This is a genomic window from Catenuloplanes sp. NPDC051500 (assembly GCF_044454585.1).
Lineage (GTDB): Bacteria > Actinomycetota > Actinomycetes > Mycobacteriales > Micromonosporaceae > Catenuloplanes.
Genome location: NZ_JBITDX010000021.1, coordinates 67,887 through 83,358 on the forward strand (window position 1 = coordinate 67,887; position 15,472 = coordinate 83,358).

A 15,472-nucleotide genomic window follows, 5' to 3' on the forward strand; every position below is an offset into this window, starting at 1 on the left:
CGCGGTCCGCCCCGGACGGGAATCAGCAACGGGAAGCCGTCGAGCGTTTACCCGGAATGGTGACCGCCGAACCTGTGGCGACGATCCCGCTCACGCTCGCGAGATAGCGACAATAACGGACAAAATGCCGCGCGGGCGAGCAAAAGCTCCATTCACCTGCATCAACGACAATCATACGTGGGTACGGATGGGTAACCCGCGGCCGAGCGGAGTGGACAAAAACACCCCGACTCGGCCGAACCGTTATAAAGATCGCCTCGTGCAATATATGCGGATAGATACCGCTAAAAGCCCAGACGCCGGAGCTGCTTCGGGTCGCGCTGCCACTCCTTGGCCACCCGGATGTGCAGGTCGAGGTAGATGCGGCGACCCAGCAACTTCTCGATCTCCACGCGGGCGCGCGAGCCGACCTCCTTGAGCCGGGCGCCCTTCGCCCCGATCATGATGCCCTTCTGGGTGGGGCGCTCGACGTACAGATCCGCGTAGATCCGCAGCACCGAGTCCTCCTCCACCATCTCCTCGACAAGCACCGCGATCGAGTGCGGCAGCTCGTCCCGCACGCCTTCCAGCGCGGACTCGCGGATCAGCTCGCCGATCAGCACCCGCTCCGGCTCGTCGGTGAGGATGTCGTCCGGGTAGAGCTGCGGGGACGGCGGCATGTACTTCGCCATGACGTCGGTGAGCACGCCGACCTGGTCGCCGGCGACCGCGCTGACCGGCACGATCTCCGCGAAGTCGCCCAGCTCCTGCACGGCGAGCAACTGCTCGGCAAGCTTCTTCTTGTTCGGCACCAGGTCGGTCTTGGTGACGACGGCAAGCACAGTTGCCTTCAGCTCCGCCAGCTCGCCGGTGATGAACCGGTCGCCACGGCCCACCGGCTCGTCCGCCGGGATGCACAGGCCGATCACGTCGACCTCGCTCCAGGTGGAGCGGACCAGATCGTTGAGCCGCTCGCCGAGCAGCGTGCGCGGCCGGTGCAGACCGGGCGTGTCGACAAGCACGATCTGGCTGTCCGGCCGGTGCAGCACGCCGCGGATGACGTGCCGGGTGGTCTGCGGTTTATCGGACGTGATCGCGATCTTCTGCCCGATGATCGCGTTGGTGAGCGTGGACTTGCCCGCGTTCGGCCGGCCGACGAAGCACGCGAAGCCGGCCCGGTAGTTCGCCTTCATTCCGCCACCGTGCCGAAGACGACGCCGTCCGGGGCGGCCACGAAGATCGGCGCGTCCACGGCCAGGTCACGCACGGCCGCGTGGCCGGAGCCGTCAAGCGCCGACGCCTCGGTCACCACGGCCGCGGCCTCCAGGCGGGTCGCGCCGGCCGAGGCCGCGGATGCGACCGCGAGCTGCAACGCGGTGACCGCCAGGGACGGCAGGGTCACGGTGGCGGCAGCGTAGGTCCGGCCGTCCTGGTCCCGCACGGCCGCGCCCTCCACGGCGCCGGCCCGGGCGCGGACGCTGCGGGCCAGGGTCACAAGTTTCGCGTCCTCGGCGGCGAGCGTCACCTCCCCGGGTGCGGCCGGTACGGCGGTTCCGGTGGGCTCAGGCATCTGCGGGCTGCCTCTCGTCGGCATGTGGTGTGTCGTTCCTGGCGGCCGCGCCCTCGTCGTCCCCCATCGGCACCCGGCGGACCAGGACAGAATCGATCCGGTTCCGCCGGCCCGTGGTCCCCTCGGCGACCAGGCGCAGCCCGCCCACATTAGCGGTAGCACCCGGGATGGGAACGCGGCCCAGTGCCTGGGCGAGCAGCCCACCCACGGTCTCGACCTCGTCCGCGGGCAGTTCGACGGCGAAGATCTCGCCCAGGTCCTCGATCGGGAGCCGGGCGGTGACGCGCACCGAGCCGTCCTCGAGCCGTTCGACAGGCGGGCGCTCTTCGACGTCGTACTCGTCGGTGATCTCACCGACGATCTCCTCCAGGATGTCCTCGATCGTCAGCAGGCCGGCGGTTCCGCCGTACTCGTCGACGACCACGACCAGGTGGGTACGAGCCGCCTGCATCTCGGAGAGCAGGTCGTCGACCGGCTTCGACTCCGGTACGAACGTCGCCTCGCGCATCAGCTCTGCGACCGGCGTGGCGTCCGCGGCCGGGTCATCGCTGTGCGTGCGGCGGATCACGTCCTTGAGGAAGATCACGCCGAGCACGTCGTCCACGCTGTCGCCGATCACCGGGATGCGCGAGAAACCGGAGCGCATGAACAGGATCAGCGACTGCCGGAGGCTCTTGTGCCCCTCGATCCACACCATCTCGGTGCGCGGGACCATCACCTCACGGGCGATCGTGTCGCCCAGCCCGAAGACCGAGTGGATCATCTCGCGCTCGCCGTGCTCCACGACGCCGCGCTGCTCGGCCAGGTCGACCAGCTCGCGCAGCTCGACCTGGGTGGCGAACGGGCCCTCACGGAAGCCCTTGCCGGGCGTGACCGCGTTGCCGATCAGAATCAGCAGCGAGGCGAGCGGGTTGAGCGCCCGGCCCAGCGAGCGCACAAGTGGCGCGACCGCGCGACCCACCGCGTAGGCGTGCTGGCGGCCCACAGTGCGTGGGGCCACGCCGACGGCCACGAAGCTGACCACGGTCATCACGCTCGCGGTCACCAGCGCGGCGGTCCAGCCGGCGCCGTAGCTGTCCACCGCGACAAGCGCGACGAGCGTGGTGGCGGTCAGCTCGCAGAGCAGCCGCAGCAGCAGAAGCAGGTTGATGTGCCGGGCCGCGTCGGCCGCGACGATCTGCAGCGTGCGCGCGCCCCGGAGGCCCTCGCGGGCCTGTTCCCCGGCGCGGGCGGGCGAGACCGCCGCCAGCGCGGCCTCGGTCATGGCGAAGATCCCCGCGAGGATCACCAGTCCTGCCGCGATCACGATCAGCTGCAGGTCGGGCAACCCCGCGGGGACGGCCGTTTCGGCGAGCATCAGGAGGGTTCTTTCGCCGATCGGCGTTGGGACTGCCAGCCGCTGAGCAGGCGGGCCTGGAGACCGAACATCTCCCGCTCCTCCTCCGGCTCGGCGTGGTCGTAACCGAGCAGATGGAGAGCCCCGTGCACGGTCAGCAGGTGCATCTCGTCGGCGGCGGTATGCCCAGCGGTGACCGCCTGCTTGGCCGCCACCTCCGGGCAGAGCACGATGTCGCCGAGAAGCGCGGGCTCACTGCCGGATGACTCGCCCGGACCGTGGTCCACACTCCCCTCGTCCATCGGGAAGGCGAGCACGTCGGTGGGGCCGTCGCCGCCCATCCACCTGTGGTTCAGCTCGGACATGTACTCGATGTCGACGAGCAGGATGGACAGCTCGGCGAGCGGGTTGACACCCATCTCGTCGAGGGCGTGCCGCGCCACCCCGAGGATGGCGTCGGTGTCGACGTCGACCCCGGACTCGTTGGCGATCTCGATGGACACTGCGGTTGTCTTCTCTTTTCCCTGTATCTCAGCGCCGGCGGCCGGCGCGGCCACCGGCGGCCCGCCCCTGCATGTTCGCGGGGTGGACCTGGCCGGCCTGGAGTTCGTTCTGGTCGGCGTCCCACTTCGCGTACGCGTCGACGATGTCGCCGACCAGGCGGTGACGCACCACGTCGGCGCTTCCCAGCTGCGCGAAGTGAACGTCCTCGACGCCCTCCAGGATGTCACGCACGACCCGGAGGCCGGAGACGGTGCTCCCCGGAAGGTCGACCTGGGTCACATCGCCGGTCACCACGATCTTCGAGCCGAAGCCGAGCCGGGTGAGGAACATCTTCATCTGCTCGGGCGTGGTGTTCTGCGCCTCGTCCAGAATGATGAACGCGTCGTTGAGCGTGCGCCCGCGCATGTACGCAAGCGGCGCGACCTCGATCGTCCCGGCCTGCATCAGGCGCGGGATCGTCTCCGGGTCGAGCATGTCGTGAAGCGCGTCGTAGAGCGGCCGCAGGTACGGGTCGATCTTCTCGTTGAGCGTGCCGGGCAGGAAGCCGAGCCGCTCACCCGCCTCGACCGCGGGCCGGGTCAGGATGATCCGGTTGACCTGCTTGGCCTGCAGCGCCTGGACGGCCTTCGCCATCGCCAGGTACGTCTTACCGGTACCGGCAGGGCCGATGCCGAAGACGATCGTGTTGACGTCGATCGAGTCGACGTAGCGCTTCTGACCAAGCGTCTTCGGCCGGATGGTCTTCCCGCGCCGGGACAGGATGTTGAGCGTGAGCACGTCGGCCGGGCGCTCCGCGGTGCCCTGCTCGAGCATGGCGACGGTGCGGCGGACCGCGTCGACGCTCAGCGTCTCGCCCTTCTCGATCAGCTCGACGAGCTCGGCGAACAGGCGCTCGGCCCGCGCGTTCTCCGCGGGCACGCCGGTGATGGTGATCTCGTTGCCGCGCACGTGCACGTCGCAGGCGGGCAGTGAACGCTCGATGAGCCGGAGGATCTCGTCGCCCGGGCCGAGCAGATTCACCATGATCTTGGAGTCCGCGACCGTGATCCTGGTCTGCGCTCGGGTGTTCCCCGAGTTTGGTGTGCCGGTCATAGTGCGGCCCGAGGGCCTCCGCCACCTGCTTCCGATCTTGGTGCCGCCCCCCATCGGCGCGGCGGGCGATTAGCTGCCATCGTATCGGGTCAACGCCGGGCACACCGACGCCATTTCCCGGGGTGATACGCCACCTCTACTACCGTGGGTGATGCTCCGATCACCCAGCCATGCAATCGTGAGGCTGGATGGTCTTCGGGTCACAGCGACGGGCGGGTTCCCGGGATCTCCCGGATCGCCTCGACGAACTGCTTGTGCTCGCCGGCCTGCATGTCGCCGGAGAGGAAACGAAGCCACGATCCGTCGTCGAAGGCGATCACCACCGGGAAGGTCAACGTCGTCTTCCGGCTGTCCACCCGGGTGATGTGCCGCCGGTCCAGGCTCCAGAGCAGCACCGGCCTCCGCTCGTCCGGGCCGTCGAGCGGCCGGTCCGGCATCTCCAGCGCGTGCAGGTGCGTGTCGCTGATCGCCAGCTTGAGCCGGTCGTTGCGGCGCATGAGCAGCAGCAGGACGCCCGCCGGGGACTGCAGGCCACCCGCGAACGTGTACCGGTACTCGTACGCGATCTCCGCCAGCTGGTCCGCGAGCGGTACGTCGCGGCGCAGCCCGAACGCCACCCGGAACGCCTCCTGCTCCGGTGTGAGCGGCTGGTGCACCACCCGGCCGTCCGCGGTCCGCACCGCCGCCTCGACCGCCACGGCCGGGGCCGCCAGCAGCGCACCGGCGATCCGGAACGGTGTGATCACCGCCTCCACCCAGACCACCGGGTTGAGCACGTTGAGCAGGCCGAGCAGCGCGCGCGGATCGAGGATCTCCGCGATGTCGTCGGCGAGCTTCTGGTTCGCCCCGTAGAACTGATCCACCCGGGCACCCTGCCGGGCCACGTAGCGCAGGTGCTCACCCGGCATCAGCAGCGGCTGGACCAGGTCGATCTCCGGCTGATTGTCGAGCGCACGCCGGAAGTCCTCGCGGATGTCGGTCACCGTGTCCCGCACCTTCCGGACACCGCTGACCGCGGCCCCGCCGAGCCGCCCGCCCCAGCGCCCGAGATCGCCGAGCCCGAACCGGCCCCTGCCGTCGCCGTCAGTCATCGCCCGCCCCGCAACCTCACCGGCCGGCGGGCTGATCCACCGGCTCCTGACCGAAGACATTCTCGTCGATCCACCGCGCACCGGAGTCGGCCGCGTCGGTCACCGCGTCCTTGACCTGATCCGCGCCGGGCACCGAGAGACCTGTGACAAGCGCGGTGGTCCCCCACGCCGCGCCGTGCAACACGCTGTTCGGAATGTTGTACGGCGCATGGTCGATCGCGTTGACAAGGATGTCGGTGCCGCCCCCAAGCAGGCCCCGGCTCTTCAGCGCCTTGATCCGGTCGAACGTGCCCATGTCGAACGGCGTGCCGGACTTACCCAGCTTGAACGAGCCCCGCAGCGGATCGGTGACCGTGTGGAACCACTTGTCGGCCTTCCCGGCGTCGACCCGCTTCTCCGCGTACTTCCCGCCCTTGAGCAGCTTGTCGGTCTGCATCTTCTTCAGCTTCTCGAGGTGCCGGGCGAGCTTCGCCAGACGGTCCGCGACCTTGATCAGCAGCTGCTGGACCTTCTGCAGAACCTTGGCGACCTTCGCCATCCGCGTCGAGAGCCGCGCGATGATCATCGTGAACCGGCCCGCTGTCGCGACCGTCCGGACCGTGCCCGCGGTCAGCGCGACCGCCCACGACGCACCCGCGGTGATCACCATCGTGAGCAGCGCGGTGACGAACGTGACGATCAGCCAGTTGATCAGCTCGACGCAGAGGTCGACAAGCACGTCGTGCACGGTCTGCAACGCCTCGGCGACGCCGCGCAGGTAGTCCGCGGTGCCGGTGAACTCGTCGGCCACCTCAAGCAGCTGCTGCTCGGTCTCGGCCATCTTCTGCGCGTACGCCCGGCCGGACTCCGCGTTCCAGTTCCCCTGGTCGGCCTCGCGCGCGGCCCGGTGCTCGTTCGCAAGCGCGCGCACCTCGGCGGCGAGCGCGTCCCAGTCGGCGGCGCGGGCGGTAAGCGTGGCCGGATCGCCGTCGACCAGATCGACAAGCTGGATGAGCGGCCAGGCCAGCACCTTGCAGACGCTGTTGACCGCCTCCTCCACACCGGACAGCGCGCTGTCCATGCTCCGGTACAGCTCGACCGCGGTACCTGCGGGCCCGCTCATCGCGGCAGCCTGTCCTGGAGCGCGGTGAAGCTCCGGCCGGTCTGCGCCTCGTTCTCCTCGTAGCCGCGGACCGTGTCGCCAAGCCCGTCGCCGACCCGGTCGAACGCGTCGGTGCCCGCGCGGAACATCGCTGTCGCGCCGTCCGACACCTCCGCGTACTTCTCCCGCAGGAAGTCGCTGATGAAGGGAAGATGACCGAACGCGCCGTCCGGCAGCTCACTCGCGGCGGTCACGCGCGGTGACAAGCCCGACATGCCGGACGCCACCCGCCCGGCCGCGGCCCGAAGCCGCTCGATCGCGGGTAAATCGACCTCGATGTCCGCCATCTGTTCCTCCCCCGGTTGGACATGCGGCCTGAAGATACAATTCCCACGCCACCGCTGCCAGCCCCGGCCGGAGGCGTGACCTGCGAAGGCAGGCGGAGGGCACGGGGAGGTAAAGGCATGACAGATCCATCGTCAGCGTTCGAGTCACTCGCCGCGCGGATGGAGGCGTTACAGGCACGCGCGACCGGAATGCAGGAGGAGCTCGCGGCGGCGACGGTCTCCGCGCCGGACGCGAGCGGCCTGGTGTCGGTGACCGTGAGCAGCACCGGCGACCTGGTCGGGCTCGATCTCGACGCGCGCGCGATGCGGTCCACCACGGACCAGCTCTCCGCGATGATCCTTGACGCGTACCGCACCGCCAAGCAGCAGGCGGACGCCACGCTCGCCGCGCACACCGCAGGCCTGGAGGCCTCGATCGGCGACGAGCTGTCCGGCCTGTTCGGCAGGCCCGGCGACTTCTCCGCGCTGAACCGACTCGACTCCGCACTGGCCCGCCTACAGGATCTAGACACAAAAAGGCCTGGTGGGTACGCATGAGAGCGCTGCTGTTCCCCGGCTGTCGCGGCAAGGCCGGCAGATGAGCGACGCGGGCTGGGCGGGCCTGCTGACCGCGATCCACGACCGGCTGTTCGCGTGCGACCGCGAGACCCGGTTCACGCTGGCCGGAGCGGACCGGCGGCTGTGGCTGACCGTGCGGGCCGACTCGGTCACTGTGGAAATCCCGGCGTACGACCCGGCGCGACTCGCCACGCTCGGCTGGCGTACCCCGAAGGACGGCCGTGACCTGTGGTTCTATGACGTGCCGCGCTCGGTCGAGCACGTGGACTGGCTGTGCCGGTTCGCGGTGCACGGCGCGAGCCTGCTGATCAGCCCGGACCCGGCGACGCTCACGTTCCACGAGGCCGCCCCGGACGACGCCGAGGAGATCCGGCCCGCGCTGACAATCGTCCCGGCCCCGGCGCCCGCTGCTCCGGAGGCCGTTGCTCCGGCACCCGCTGCCTGGGGTGCTTCCGCCTCGGGACCCGCTGCTCCGGGAATTTCTGCCCCAGAACCCTTTGCCCCGGACACTTCTGCTGCGGAACCCTTTGCCCAAGGGACTTCTGCTTCGGAACCTGTTGCCGCGGCGGCTTCTGTCTCGGAGAGCGCGGCCTCGGAGAACGCGCCTTTGGAGAACGCGGCCTCGGAGGCGACCGCTCCAGCCCCGGCGAATGCGGCTGCGGCGGCTGCGGCGCCGGAGATCCCGGCGCGGCGGCCCTCGATCCCGGCGCAGCGTCAGGAAATGCCGGACATTTCGCCGCGGTCGCCGGAGGAGGAGCTGGCGGCATTGCGCGCGGTGCTGACCGAAGCGGTCGCCGAGCGGGACCTGACCGGATATCTCACCGCGCTTCGTACCGCCGCGGTCTGCATGCCGCTCCTTGAGGATCCGTCGCCGGAGACCGGTGTGCGCCCGGCCGTGGTGCGCGGCGCGGACAACGCGATCTTCCTGCCGATCTTCACGTCGGCGGACGGACTGACCGAGTTCGCCGGGAACGGCGTGCCGTTCATCGCGATCTCGTTCAACGACCTGATCGACGACTGGCCGGAGCCGGACTGGGGCGTGATCATCGATCCGCGCACGGACCGGGCGCTCACGCTGACCGCGGTCTCGCTCGCCGAGCTGCGGTCCGCCAACCCGCCGGACGAGGCGTTCGCGACGGCCGCGGCCGGTTGACCGACGGGCGTCCCTCAGCGCGGCTGAGGGACGCCCGGCTCATCAGAAGACGCCGTCGAACGTCTCCTGCGCCCGGGTGAAGCGGTAGGTCGCCCAGTGCATGCGGACCACCGTGCCGGCCTCGTCGCGGGTCAGCCGCAGCAGTTCGCCGGCCTCCCGGCCGGAGACGGTGCGCAACACGTCCGGGCGATCAGGCAGCGGCGTGAAGACCGCCGGGGGCTTGTTCGCCGGCGCGTCCGCGAAGCGTGCCTGGAGCGCCCCGTCGTGCCAGGAGAAGACGTGCTGGACGCCCTCGCCGAACCACGGGCCGAGCACCGAGCGGTACGCGTCCGGCACCGGTGCGCCCGGCCGCCACGGCACGATGTCCGCCGGGTCGGACTCCACGGCCGCGGCCAGCAGCGCGTGCGACAGCTCGTGCGTGATGTCCGCGGTGCCGGACGACCCGAGCACTGCCACGCCCATCGCACCCGGCGTCTCCGGGCCGCCCCGCCTGCCGAACACGCTGGCCAGGAAGCCGGGCATGGCGCCGTCGTGGCCTACGTGCACAATCCGCGGACCGGCCGGCACGACGTGCAGGCCGAGGCCGTACGCGCGCGCCCAGACCGTCTCGTCGGTCGGCGTCAGCGGCCAGCGCATCTCGTCAAGCGTGGCGGGCGCGAGCACCCGGCCGGCCGGATCGAGCGCGGCCGGGTCGGCCAGGAACGCGGCCCAGCGGGCCATGTCCGAGGCGGTGCTCCACAGCTGCGCGGCCGGCCCGGCGCCCTTCATGTCGAACCGCGGCTCCGGCCGCGCCGTGTCCGAGTAGAGGTCGACGAGGTAGCCGACAGCGGCCTGCTCCGGTGGCTCGGCCGTGGTGGCCTGCAGCCGCAGCGGGCGCAGCACCCGGTCGTGCAGGACCTCGGCCCAGGTGCCGCCGCGCAGCCGCGCCACGGCGTGACCGAGCAGTGCCGGGCCCAGGTTGGTGTAGTGGTAGCGGCGGGCGGGCGGCAGCACCCGTTCGGCGCGGGCCACCTCCGCAAGCAGCACCTCCGTCTCCGGGCTGTCCAGCGAGTCCCACACGTCGCCCCACGGCTCGCGCTGCAGGCCGGAGGTGTGCGACAGCAGGCGGCGGACGGTCAGGTCGCCGTGTGCGGGCACGTCCAGGTGGCGGCTCAGCGGGTCGTCGAGGTCGAGCAGGCCCTCGTCGCGGCACTGCATCACAAGCACCGCGGTGAACGTCTTGGTGACCGAGCCGATCCGGAACCGGGTGTCGTCGTCAAGCGGCCGGTCCGTGCCGGACGTGCCGACCGCGGCGGTCCACAGCGGACGGTCGGCACGGTGCAGCGCGACCTGGAGCGCCGGGATCCGGCCGTCGGCCTGCGCGGCCTGCACCTGGCGGAGGAGCGAGGTCACCTGGGGCTCAGCATCGGGCCGAGCGGGGCGCCGCCGACCACGTGCGCGTGCACGTGGAAGACCTCCTGGCCGCCGTACCCACCGGTGTTGAAGATCGTCCGGTAGCCGTCGGCGAGCAGGCCCTCGGTTCCGGCCACCGCGGCGGCCGCGGCAAGCACCTCGCCGGCCAGGCCGGGGTCGGCGAGCGCGAGCGCGGCGACGTCCGCGTGATGCGCCTTCGGGATCACGAGTACGTGCACCGGCGCCTTCGGGCCGATGTCGCGGAACGCCAGCGTGGTGTCGGTTTCGTGGACGACGTCGGCCGGGACGGCACCCGCCACGATCTTGCAGAAGAGACAGTCAGCGCTCATCCGGGAAATTCTAAAGATGCCCGTTATGTCAGGCCGAGGCGATCCATCCAGTTGATCTTCGGCGGGCGCACGGTGACCTCGCCGAACCAGACGGTCGTACGCACCTCGAGCACCGGCGCGCCCGGCGGCACACCACCGCGCAGCTTCGAGGTCTTCGCACCGAACACGGCCCGGCCGGTCATCCGCACGTCCACGCCCTCCGGCACGTAGATCGTCACGCTGCCGAAGATCGCGGTCGCCTCGATCACCGAGTATTGGTGGGTGAGGTGCGCATCCTGCAGCTCGATCTTGACATCGCCGAAGATCGCCGAGGCCTCCATCCGCTGCGGAACCGCGAACGCGCCGCGCCGGTTGTCGCTGCCGAAGATCGCCGACACCCTCTCACCCGCGGGCAGGACCTCGCCGTGCAGCGGTGCGGGCGCGACGGCGTACCCCCGCGGGTCGATGGGTGTGATCTCCTGCCCGGTGGGCAGGTCGTCGGTGAGCCCGGCCAGGTCCGCCCGGGTCTTCGCCGCATAGGCGGTCGCGGCCCGCTCCGAGTACTCGTCCAGGGTGAGGCGTCCCTCGCTGGTGGCCTGACCCAGGATCTCGACCACCGCGGCGCGCTCCGCGTCGGACACACGCAACCGATGCTCGTCCACGACGCACAGCGTAGTGGGGGCGCGCAGCCTGTGGAACTGACAGGATCGGAACGACCGGGTCACACGATGTGAGGGTGGTGCCAGGACATGTCGGACGATGCGAAACGGGAGGACGCCGTCGAGCGCGCGCTGGCGCGACTCGGCGTCGAGGACAAGGTGCGCCTGCTGTCCGGGCAGGACTTCTGGACGCTCCCCGAGTTGCCGGAGATCGGCCTCGCGTCGCTTGTCATGTCGGACGGCCCGGTCGGCGTGCGCGGCACCGGCTGGGCGCCTGATGACCCGTCGGTCGCGCTGCCCAGCCCGACCGCGCTCGCCGCCACCTGGGACGTCACGCTGGCCCGCACGGCCGGCAGGATGCTCGGCCAGGAGTGCCGGCGCAAGGGCGTGCACGTTCTGCTGGCGCCGACCGTCAACCTGCACAGGTCACCGCTCGGCGGCCGGCACTTCGAGTGCTACTCGGAGGATCCGCTGCTCACCGGCGAGATCGGCGCCGCCTACGTGACAGGCGTGCAGGATCAGGGCGTCGGCACCACAGTCAAGCACTTCGTCGGCAACGACTCCGAGACCGACCGCATGCGGGTGGACGTCCGGGTCGACGAACGCACGCTGCGGGAGCTGTACCTGGCGCCGTTCGCCCGGATCACCGCCGCCGGCGCGTGGGGCGCGATGGCCGCCTACAACACGGTCAACGGCCACACCATGACCGAGCACGGCCCGCTTCAGAACGACGTGCTCAAGCGGGAGTGGGGCTGGGACGGCGTGATCGTCTCGGACTGGACCGCGGCGCGCAGCACCGTGCCGAGCGCGCTCGGCGGCCTCGACGTGGTGATGCCCGCCTACGGCGACCCGTGGGGCCCGGCGCTTGTCGAGGCGGTGCGGGCCGGCGACGTACCGGAGGAGGTCCTGGACGACAAGGTCCGCCGGGTACTGCGCCTCGCCGCCCGGGTGGGCATCCTCGCCGGCGCCCCGCCTGTCGTCCCGTCGCTCGCCTCGCTTGACGGCTCCGACGTGGCGCGGGAGATCGCCGCCCGCTCGTTCGTGCTGGCCCGCAACGAGCACGACCTGCTGCCGCTCGATGCCGGCGCGGTCCACCGGGTCGCGCTGCTCGGCGCGCTCGCGGTCGACGCGCGCGTGCTCGGCGGCGGCAGCGCGCTCGTCTTCCCACCACACGTCATCTCGCCGCGGGACGGCCTGGCCGCGGCGCTGCCCGGCGCCTCGATCGTCTACGCGCCCGGCGCCGACCCCCGGCCGTCACTGCCGGCCGCCACGTTCGACGGCCTCACCGCCACGCTGCGCGCCGGCGACTTCCGCGTGCTGTACTCGTCCCCGCTGCCGACCGCGACCGTCCGCTGGATGGGCAGCCTGCCGGCCGGCGTCTCCCCGGACGAGCTGTCCACCGTGGAGCTGTCCGGGCGGCTCGACCCGGCCGTGACCGGGCTCCACAACCTGTCCATCGTCGGCTTCGGGCACTTCGTGCTGCGGGTCGCCGGAGATGTGATCTTCGAGGGTCCGGTCTTCGCGGACGACGCGGACACCGTCTTCCGCGAACCGGTCGAGCGCCGCTTCCCGATCCAGCTGACCGCGGGCGACGCCGTCGACCTGTCGCTGACGCTCGAGGTCACGCCGGAGACCGCGGGCTTCGTCGGCTTCAGCATCGGCTACGCGCCGCCCGGCCCCTCCCCCGACGAACTGCTCGACCAGGCCGTCGCCGCAGCCCGCGACGCCGACGTGGCAGTGGTCGTCGTCGGCACCACCGAGGAGGTCGAGTCCGAGGGCTTCGACCGCTCCTCGCTCGCGCTCCCCGGCCGCCAGGACGAACTGGTCTTCCGCGTCGCCGCCGCGAACCCGCGCACGATCGTCGTGGTCAACTCCGGCTCACCGGTGCTGATGCCCTGGGCCGACGAGGTACCGGCCATCCTGCTCACCTGGTTCCCCGGGCAGGAGGCAGGCGCCGCGCTCGCCGACGTGCTGCTCGGGCACGCCGAACCCGGCGGCCGCCTGCCCACCACCTGGCCCCGCCGCGCCGAGGACTGCCCGGTGCTCTCCACCACGCCCGTCGACGGGGTGCTGTCCTACGACGAGGGCGTGTTCATCGGCTACCGGGCGTGGCAGCGCGGCACTGTGGCGCCGCTCTTCCCGTTCGGGCACGGCCTGGGCTACACCACCTGGTCGTATGAGTCGATGGAACTCCACCCCGAGCCGGACCACGTCGGCAGCGTCGTGGTCACGCTTCGCAACACCGGCACCCGCCCCGGCCGCGAGATCGTCCAGATCTACGCCGGCGCCGTGGTCGGCACCACCGTCGACCGCCCGGAACGCTGGCTCGCCGGTTTCGCCCCCGCCTCCGCCGCCCCCGGGGAGACCGTGTCCGTCCGCATCCCGCTGCCCGAACGCGCATTCCAGATCTGGGACGACGGCTGGCAGGCCGTCCCCGGCACCTACCGCATCGAGGCTGCCCGCTCCGTCGACGACCGCCCGCTGAGCGCCGAACTGAGCATCTGACAATGTCCTCATGATCAAACATGCCACCGCGAGCGTGTTCCTTTTCGGCCTCGTCGACGGCGGGTGGCGGATCGGCCTGATCCAACACCCGCGCTTCGGCCGCTGGATGCTCCCCGGCGGCCACGTCGAACCGGACGAGAACCCGGCCGAGGCCGCGCTACGCGAGGTGCGCGAGGAGGCCGGCCTGGAGGCGACGCTGGTGCTGCCCTTCTCAGGCATCGTCCCGGACTACCCCGCCGCCGTCCGTGTCCCGATCCCACTGTGGATCACCGAGCAGCAGGTCCCGGCCGAGTCCCGCCTGCCGTCCGCCCACATCCACGTCGACCACCTCTACCTGGCCGTCACCCGATCGGCCACGCCGACCACAGACCCAGAACTCCCCTTCCACTGGTACGCCGCCGGCGACTTGCCGTCCCTGACGATGTTCGACGACACCCGCAACGGCGCCTACGCTCTGTTTGCGATCATCGACACGCTCGTGCCACCGAGACGGTAGGTCCGCTATCGGCGGGTCTTGCGAAGTTCAGTCGCAAGCAACGCGAGATCCTCGGCCGCTCGCCCCAGCTCGGGAGCGGACAGGTAGAGGTGGGAGTCCACGTCTGCGATCGGCCCGGACCAGGCGCGGGTGAAGCCGGCCCGTTCCAAGGCGCGCCAGGACGCCGTGTTCTCCACGAACGGGGCCGCGCAGACCGCGGCGAGGGTCGGATGGTCGGCGAAGGTGCGCTGGGCGCAGCTCCGGATCGCGGCGGAGGCAAGACCGCGCCCGGTCAGGGACGGGTCTCCGATCAGGTAGTCCAGGCCTGCGGCGGGGGACGGGAGCGCACCGGTGGCGGCGAGGGCCTCGGCCCACTCCGGGTGGTCGTCGATCAGGTAGCGCTGGATGAGGCCGGCCGCCCGGCCGCCCGCCGAGATCATGAAGACCTCGGTGGGCTCGCGGCCGGCGATCCGGCCGGCATAGCGAGCGCGGACCGCCTGGGGCTCGGTGGGCGCCTCCCACCAGCGGGTGACGTGTGGTTCGGCGAACCAGCGCACCACCGTGTCCAGGTCCTCCGTGGCGAGCGGCCGCAGCGTCACCTCGGGCGCCTCATCACGGCCGGGACCGTGCACGGTCACCAGCGGCCGAGGCGGGTGGAGAGGACGGACAGCGCCGCCACTCCCGCGGTCGACGTTCTCAAAACCTGATCACCGAGCCGCACGGTACGCCCGCCGGCCTCGACGAACGCGTCCAACTCCGCCGGTGCGATCCCACCCTCGGGCCCCACCACAAGCAGGATCTCTCCCGCAGACGGCAGCGGCACCGTGCTGAGCCGCTCCGTCGCCTCCTCGTGAAGCACGAACGCGGCGGCTCCACCCCGCAGACGCTCGGCCACCCGCCCGGTGTTCAGCGCGCCGGGTGCGACCTCCGGCAGCCAGGCGCGGCGGGCCTGCTTGGCCGCCTCCCGGGCGGTGGACGCCCACTTGTCCCGGGCACGGCCGGCCCGCTCACCCTTCCACACCGTGACCGAGCGTGAGGCCGACCAGGGAATGATCTCGTCCACCCCGACCTCGGTCATCGCCTGCACGGCCAGCTCGCCCCGGTCTCCCTTGGGCAGCCCCTGCACGACGACCAGACGCGGGTCGGCGCTCTCCTCGTACCCCCGCGACCTAATCTTGATCTTGAGGTTGCCCTTCCCCGGTGCAACGACGACGGCGATCGCCGTCCCACCTCGCCCGTCCGCCAGGATCAGCTCCTCGCCCGCGCCAAGCCGCTGCACATTCGCCGCATGGTGCCCCTCAGCCCCATCCAGGACCCACTCATCAACCGCGGGAAGCGACTCGACCAGAAACAACGGCAACGACATCAGAGACCCACTAGCCCATCGTGAACACTCGAAGC

The 15,472-nt window shown here is 71.0% G+C and carries 17 protein-coding genes; 4 read left to right on the forward strand and 13 right to left on the reverse strand.

Going from position 1 to position 15,472, the window contains the following annotated elements; all coding sequences use genetic code 11:
* Positions 1 to 284 precede the first annotated feature (284 nt).
* The 8 genes from era to ACIA8K_RS32410 all read right to left on the reverse strand — a co-directional run bounded on the left by era (position 285) and on the right by ACIA8K_RS32410 (position 7,000).
* Complete coding sequence (gene era, locus ACIA8K_RS32375; RefSeq protein ID WP_396066172.1) at positions 285 to 1,172, reverse strand: GTPase Era; 888 nt, start codon at positions 1,170 to 1,172, stop codon at positions 285 to 287.
* Positions 1,169 to 1,549 carry a cytidine deaminase gene (locus ACIA8K_RS32380; RefSeq protein ID WP_396066174.1) on the reverse strand — a complete coding sequence of 127 codons (381 nt, stop codon included), beginning with the start codon at positions 1,547 to 1,549 and terminating at the stop codon, positions 1,169 to 1,171. The genes era and ACIA8K_RS32380 overlap by 4 nt, the downstream gene beginning before the upstream one ends.
* A complete protein-coding gene (locus tag ACIA8K_RS32385) occupies positions 1,542 to 2,906 on the reverse strand; it encodes a hemolysin family protein (RefSeq protein WP_396066176.1) in 1,365 nt (454 codons plus the stop codon). The genes ACIA8K_RS32380 and ACIA8K_RS32385 overlap by 8 nt, the downstream gene beginning before the upstream one ends.
* Positions 2,906 to 3,388 (reverse strand): rRNA maturation RNase YbeY, encoded by a 483-nt coding sequence (ybeY, locus tag ACIA8K_RS32390; protein ID WP_396066178.1) that lies wholly within the window; start codon positions 3,386 to 3,388, stop codon positions 2,906 to 2,908. The genes ACIA8K_RS32385 and ybeY overlap by 1 nt, the downstream gene beginning before the upstream one ends.
* A gap of 28 nt (positions 3,389 to 3,416) precedes the next feature.
* A complete protein-coding gene (locus ACIA8K_RS32395; RefSeq protein ID WP_396066180.1) occupies positions 3,417 to 4,481 on the reverse strand; it encodes a PhoH family protein in 1,065 nt (354 codons plus the stop codon).
* Positions 4,482 to 4,681: 200 nt separating this feature from the next.
* Positions 4,682 to 5,572: a hypothetical protein gene (locus ACIA8K_RS32400; protein ID WP_396066182.1), complete on the reverse strand. Its 891-nt coding sequence runs from the start codon at positions 5,570 to 5,572 to the stop codon at positions 4,682 to 4,684.
* Between the two features lie 16 nt (positions 5,573 to 5,588).
* The gene (locus tag ACIA8K_RS32405) at positions 5,589 to 6,674 is read right to left on the reverse strand and encodes a WXG100 family type VII secretion target (RefSeq protein WP_396066184.1); all 1,086 of its coding nucleotides are present in this window, start codon (positions 6,672 to 6,674) and stop codon (positions 5,589 to 5,591) included.
* Positions 6,671 to 7,000, reverse strand: a complete 330-nt coding sequence (locus tag ACIA8K_RS32410; protein WP_396066185.1) for a hypothetical protein — start codon at positions 6,998 to 7,000, stop codon at positions 6,671 to 6,673. Before ACIA8K_RS32410 ends, ACIA8K_RS32405 begins: the two co-directional genes overlap by 4 nt.
* Before the next feature lie 117 nt (positions 7,001 to 7,117).
* Between ACIA8K_RS32410 and ACIA8K_RS32415 the strand changes: the two genes are divergently transcribed.
* Both ACIA8K_RS32415 and ACIA8K_RS32420 read left to right on the forward strand, forming a co-directional pair.
* The gene (locus tag ACIA8K_RS32415) at positions 7,118 to 7,537 is read left to right on the forward strand and encodes a YbaB/EbfC family nucleoid-associated protein (RefSeq protein ID WP_396066187.1); all 420 of its coding nucleotides are present in this window, start codon (positions 7,118 to 7,120) and stop codon (positions 7,535 to 7,537) included.
* Positions 7,538 to 7,577: 40 nt separating this feature from the next.
* Entirely contained in the window at positions 7,578 to 8,711 is a 1,134-nt protein-coding gene (locus ACIA8K_RS32420) for an SseB family protein (protein WP_396066189.1), read from the forward strand.
* Positions 8,712 to 8,753: 42 nt separating this feature from the next.
* Here ACIA8K_RS32420 and ACIA8K_RS32425 read toward each other — a convergent pair whose 3' ends face one another.
* The 3 genes from ACIA8K_RS32425 to ACIA8K_RS32435 are packed head-to-tail and all read right to left on the reverse strand — an operon-like array spanning position 8,754 to position 11,094.
* The gene (locus ACIA8K_RS32425; RefSeq protein WP_396066191.1) at positions 8,754 to 10,103 is read right to left on the reverse strand and encodes a serine hydrolase domain-containing protein; all 1,350 of its coding nucleotides are present in this window, start codon (positions 10,101 to 10,103) and stop codon (positions 8,754 to 8,756) included.
* Positions 10,100 to 10,453: an HIT domain-containing protein gene (locus ACIA8K_RS32430; RefSeq protein ID WP_396066193.1), complete on the reverse strand. Its 354-nt coding sequence runs from the start codon at positions 10,451 to 10,453 to the stop codon at positions 10,100 to 10,102. Before ACIA8K_RS32430 ends, ACIA8K_RS32425 begins: the two co-directional genes overlap by 4 nt.
* Before the next feature lie 23 nt (positions 10,454 to 10,476).
* Entirely contained in the window at positions 10,477 to 11,094 is a 618-nt protein-coding gene (locus ACIA8K_RS32435) for a DUF1707 domain-containing protein (RefSeq protein ID WP_396066195.1), read from the reverse strand.
* Positions 11,095 to 11,181: 87 nt separating this feature from the next.
* Here ACIA8K_RS32435 and ACIA8K_RS32440 point away from each other — a divergent pair, with 87 nt between their 5' ends.
* Together ACIA8K_RS32440 and ACIA8K_RS32445 are read left to right on the forward strand one after the other, a co-directional pair.
* Positions 11,182 to 13,596: a beta-glucosidase gene (locus tag ACIA8K_RS32440; protein ID WP_396066197.1), complete on the forward strand. Its 2,415-nt coding sequence runs from the start codon at positions 11,182 to 11,184 to the stop codon at positions 13,594 to 13,596.
* Positions 13,597 to 13,606: 10 nt separating this feature from the next.
* Positions 13,607 to 14,092, forward strand: a complete 486-nt coding sequence (locus tag ACIA8K_RS32445) for an NUDIX hydrolase (protein WP_396066199.1) — start codon at positions 13,607 to 13,609, stop codon at positions 14,090 to 14,092.
* A 5-nt stretch (positions 14,093 to 14,097) separates the two neighbouring features.
* Here ACIA8K_RS32445 and ACIA8K_RS32450 read toward each other — a convergent pair whose 3' ends face one another.
* On the reverse strand, positions 14,098 to 14,670 hold the full coding sequence (locus ACIA8K_RS32450; protein WP_396066201.1) for a GNAT family N-acetyltransferase: 573 nt from the start codon (positions 14,668 to 14,670) through the stop codon (positions 14,098 to 14,100).
* Between the two features lie 35 nt (positions 14,671 to 14,705).
* A complete protein-coding gene (locus tag ACIA8K_RS32455; RefSeq protein WP_396066203.1) occupies positions 14,706 to 15,437 on the reverse strand; it encodes a 16S rRNA (uracil(1498)-N(3))-methyltransferase in 732 nt (243 codons plus the stop codon).
* Positions 15,438 to 15,472 lie beyond the last annotated feature (35 nt).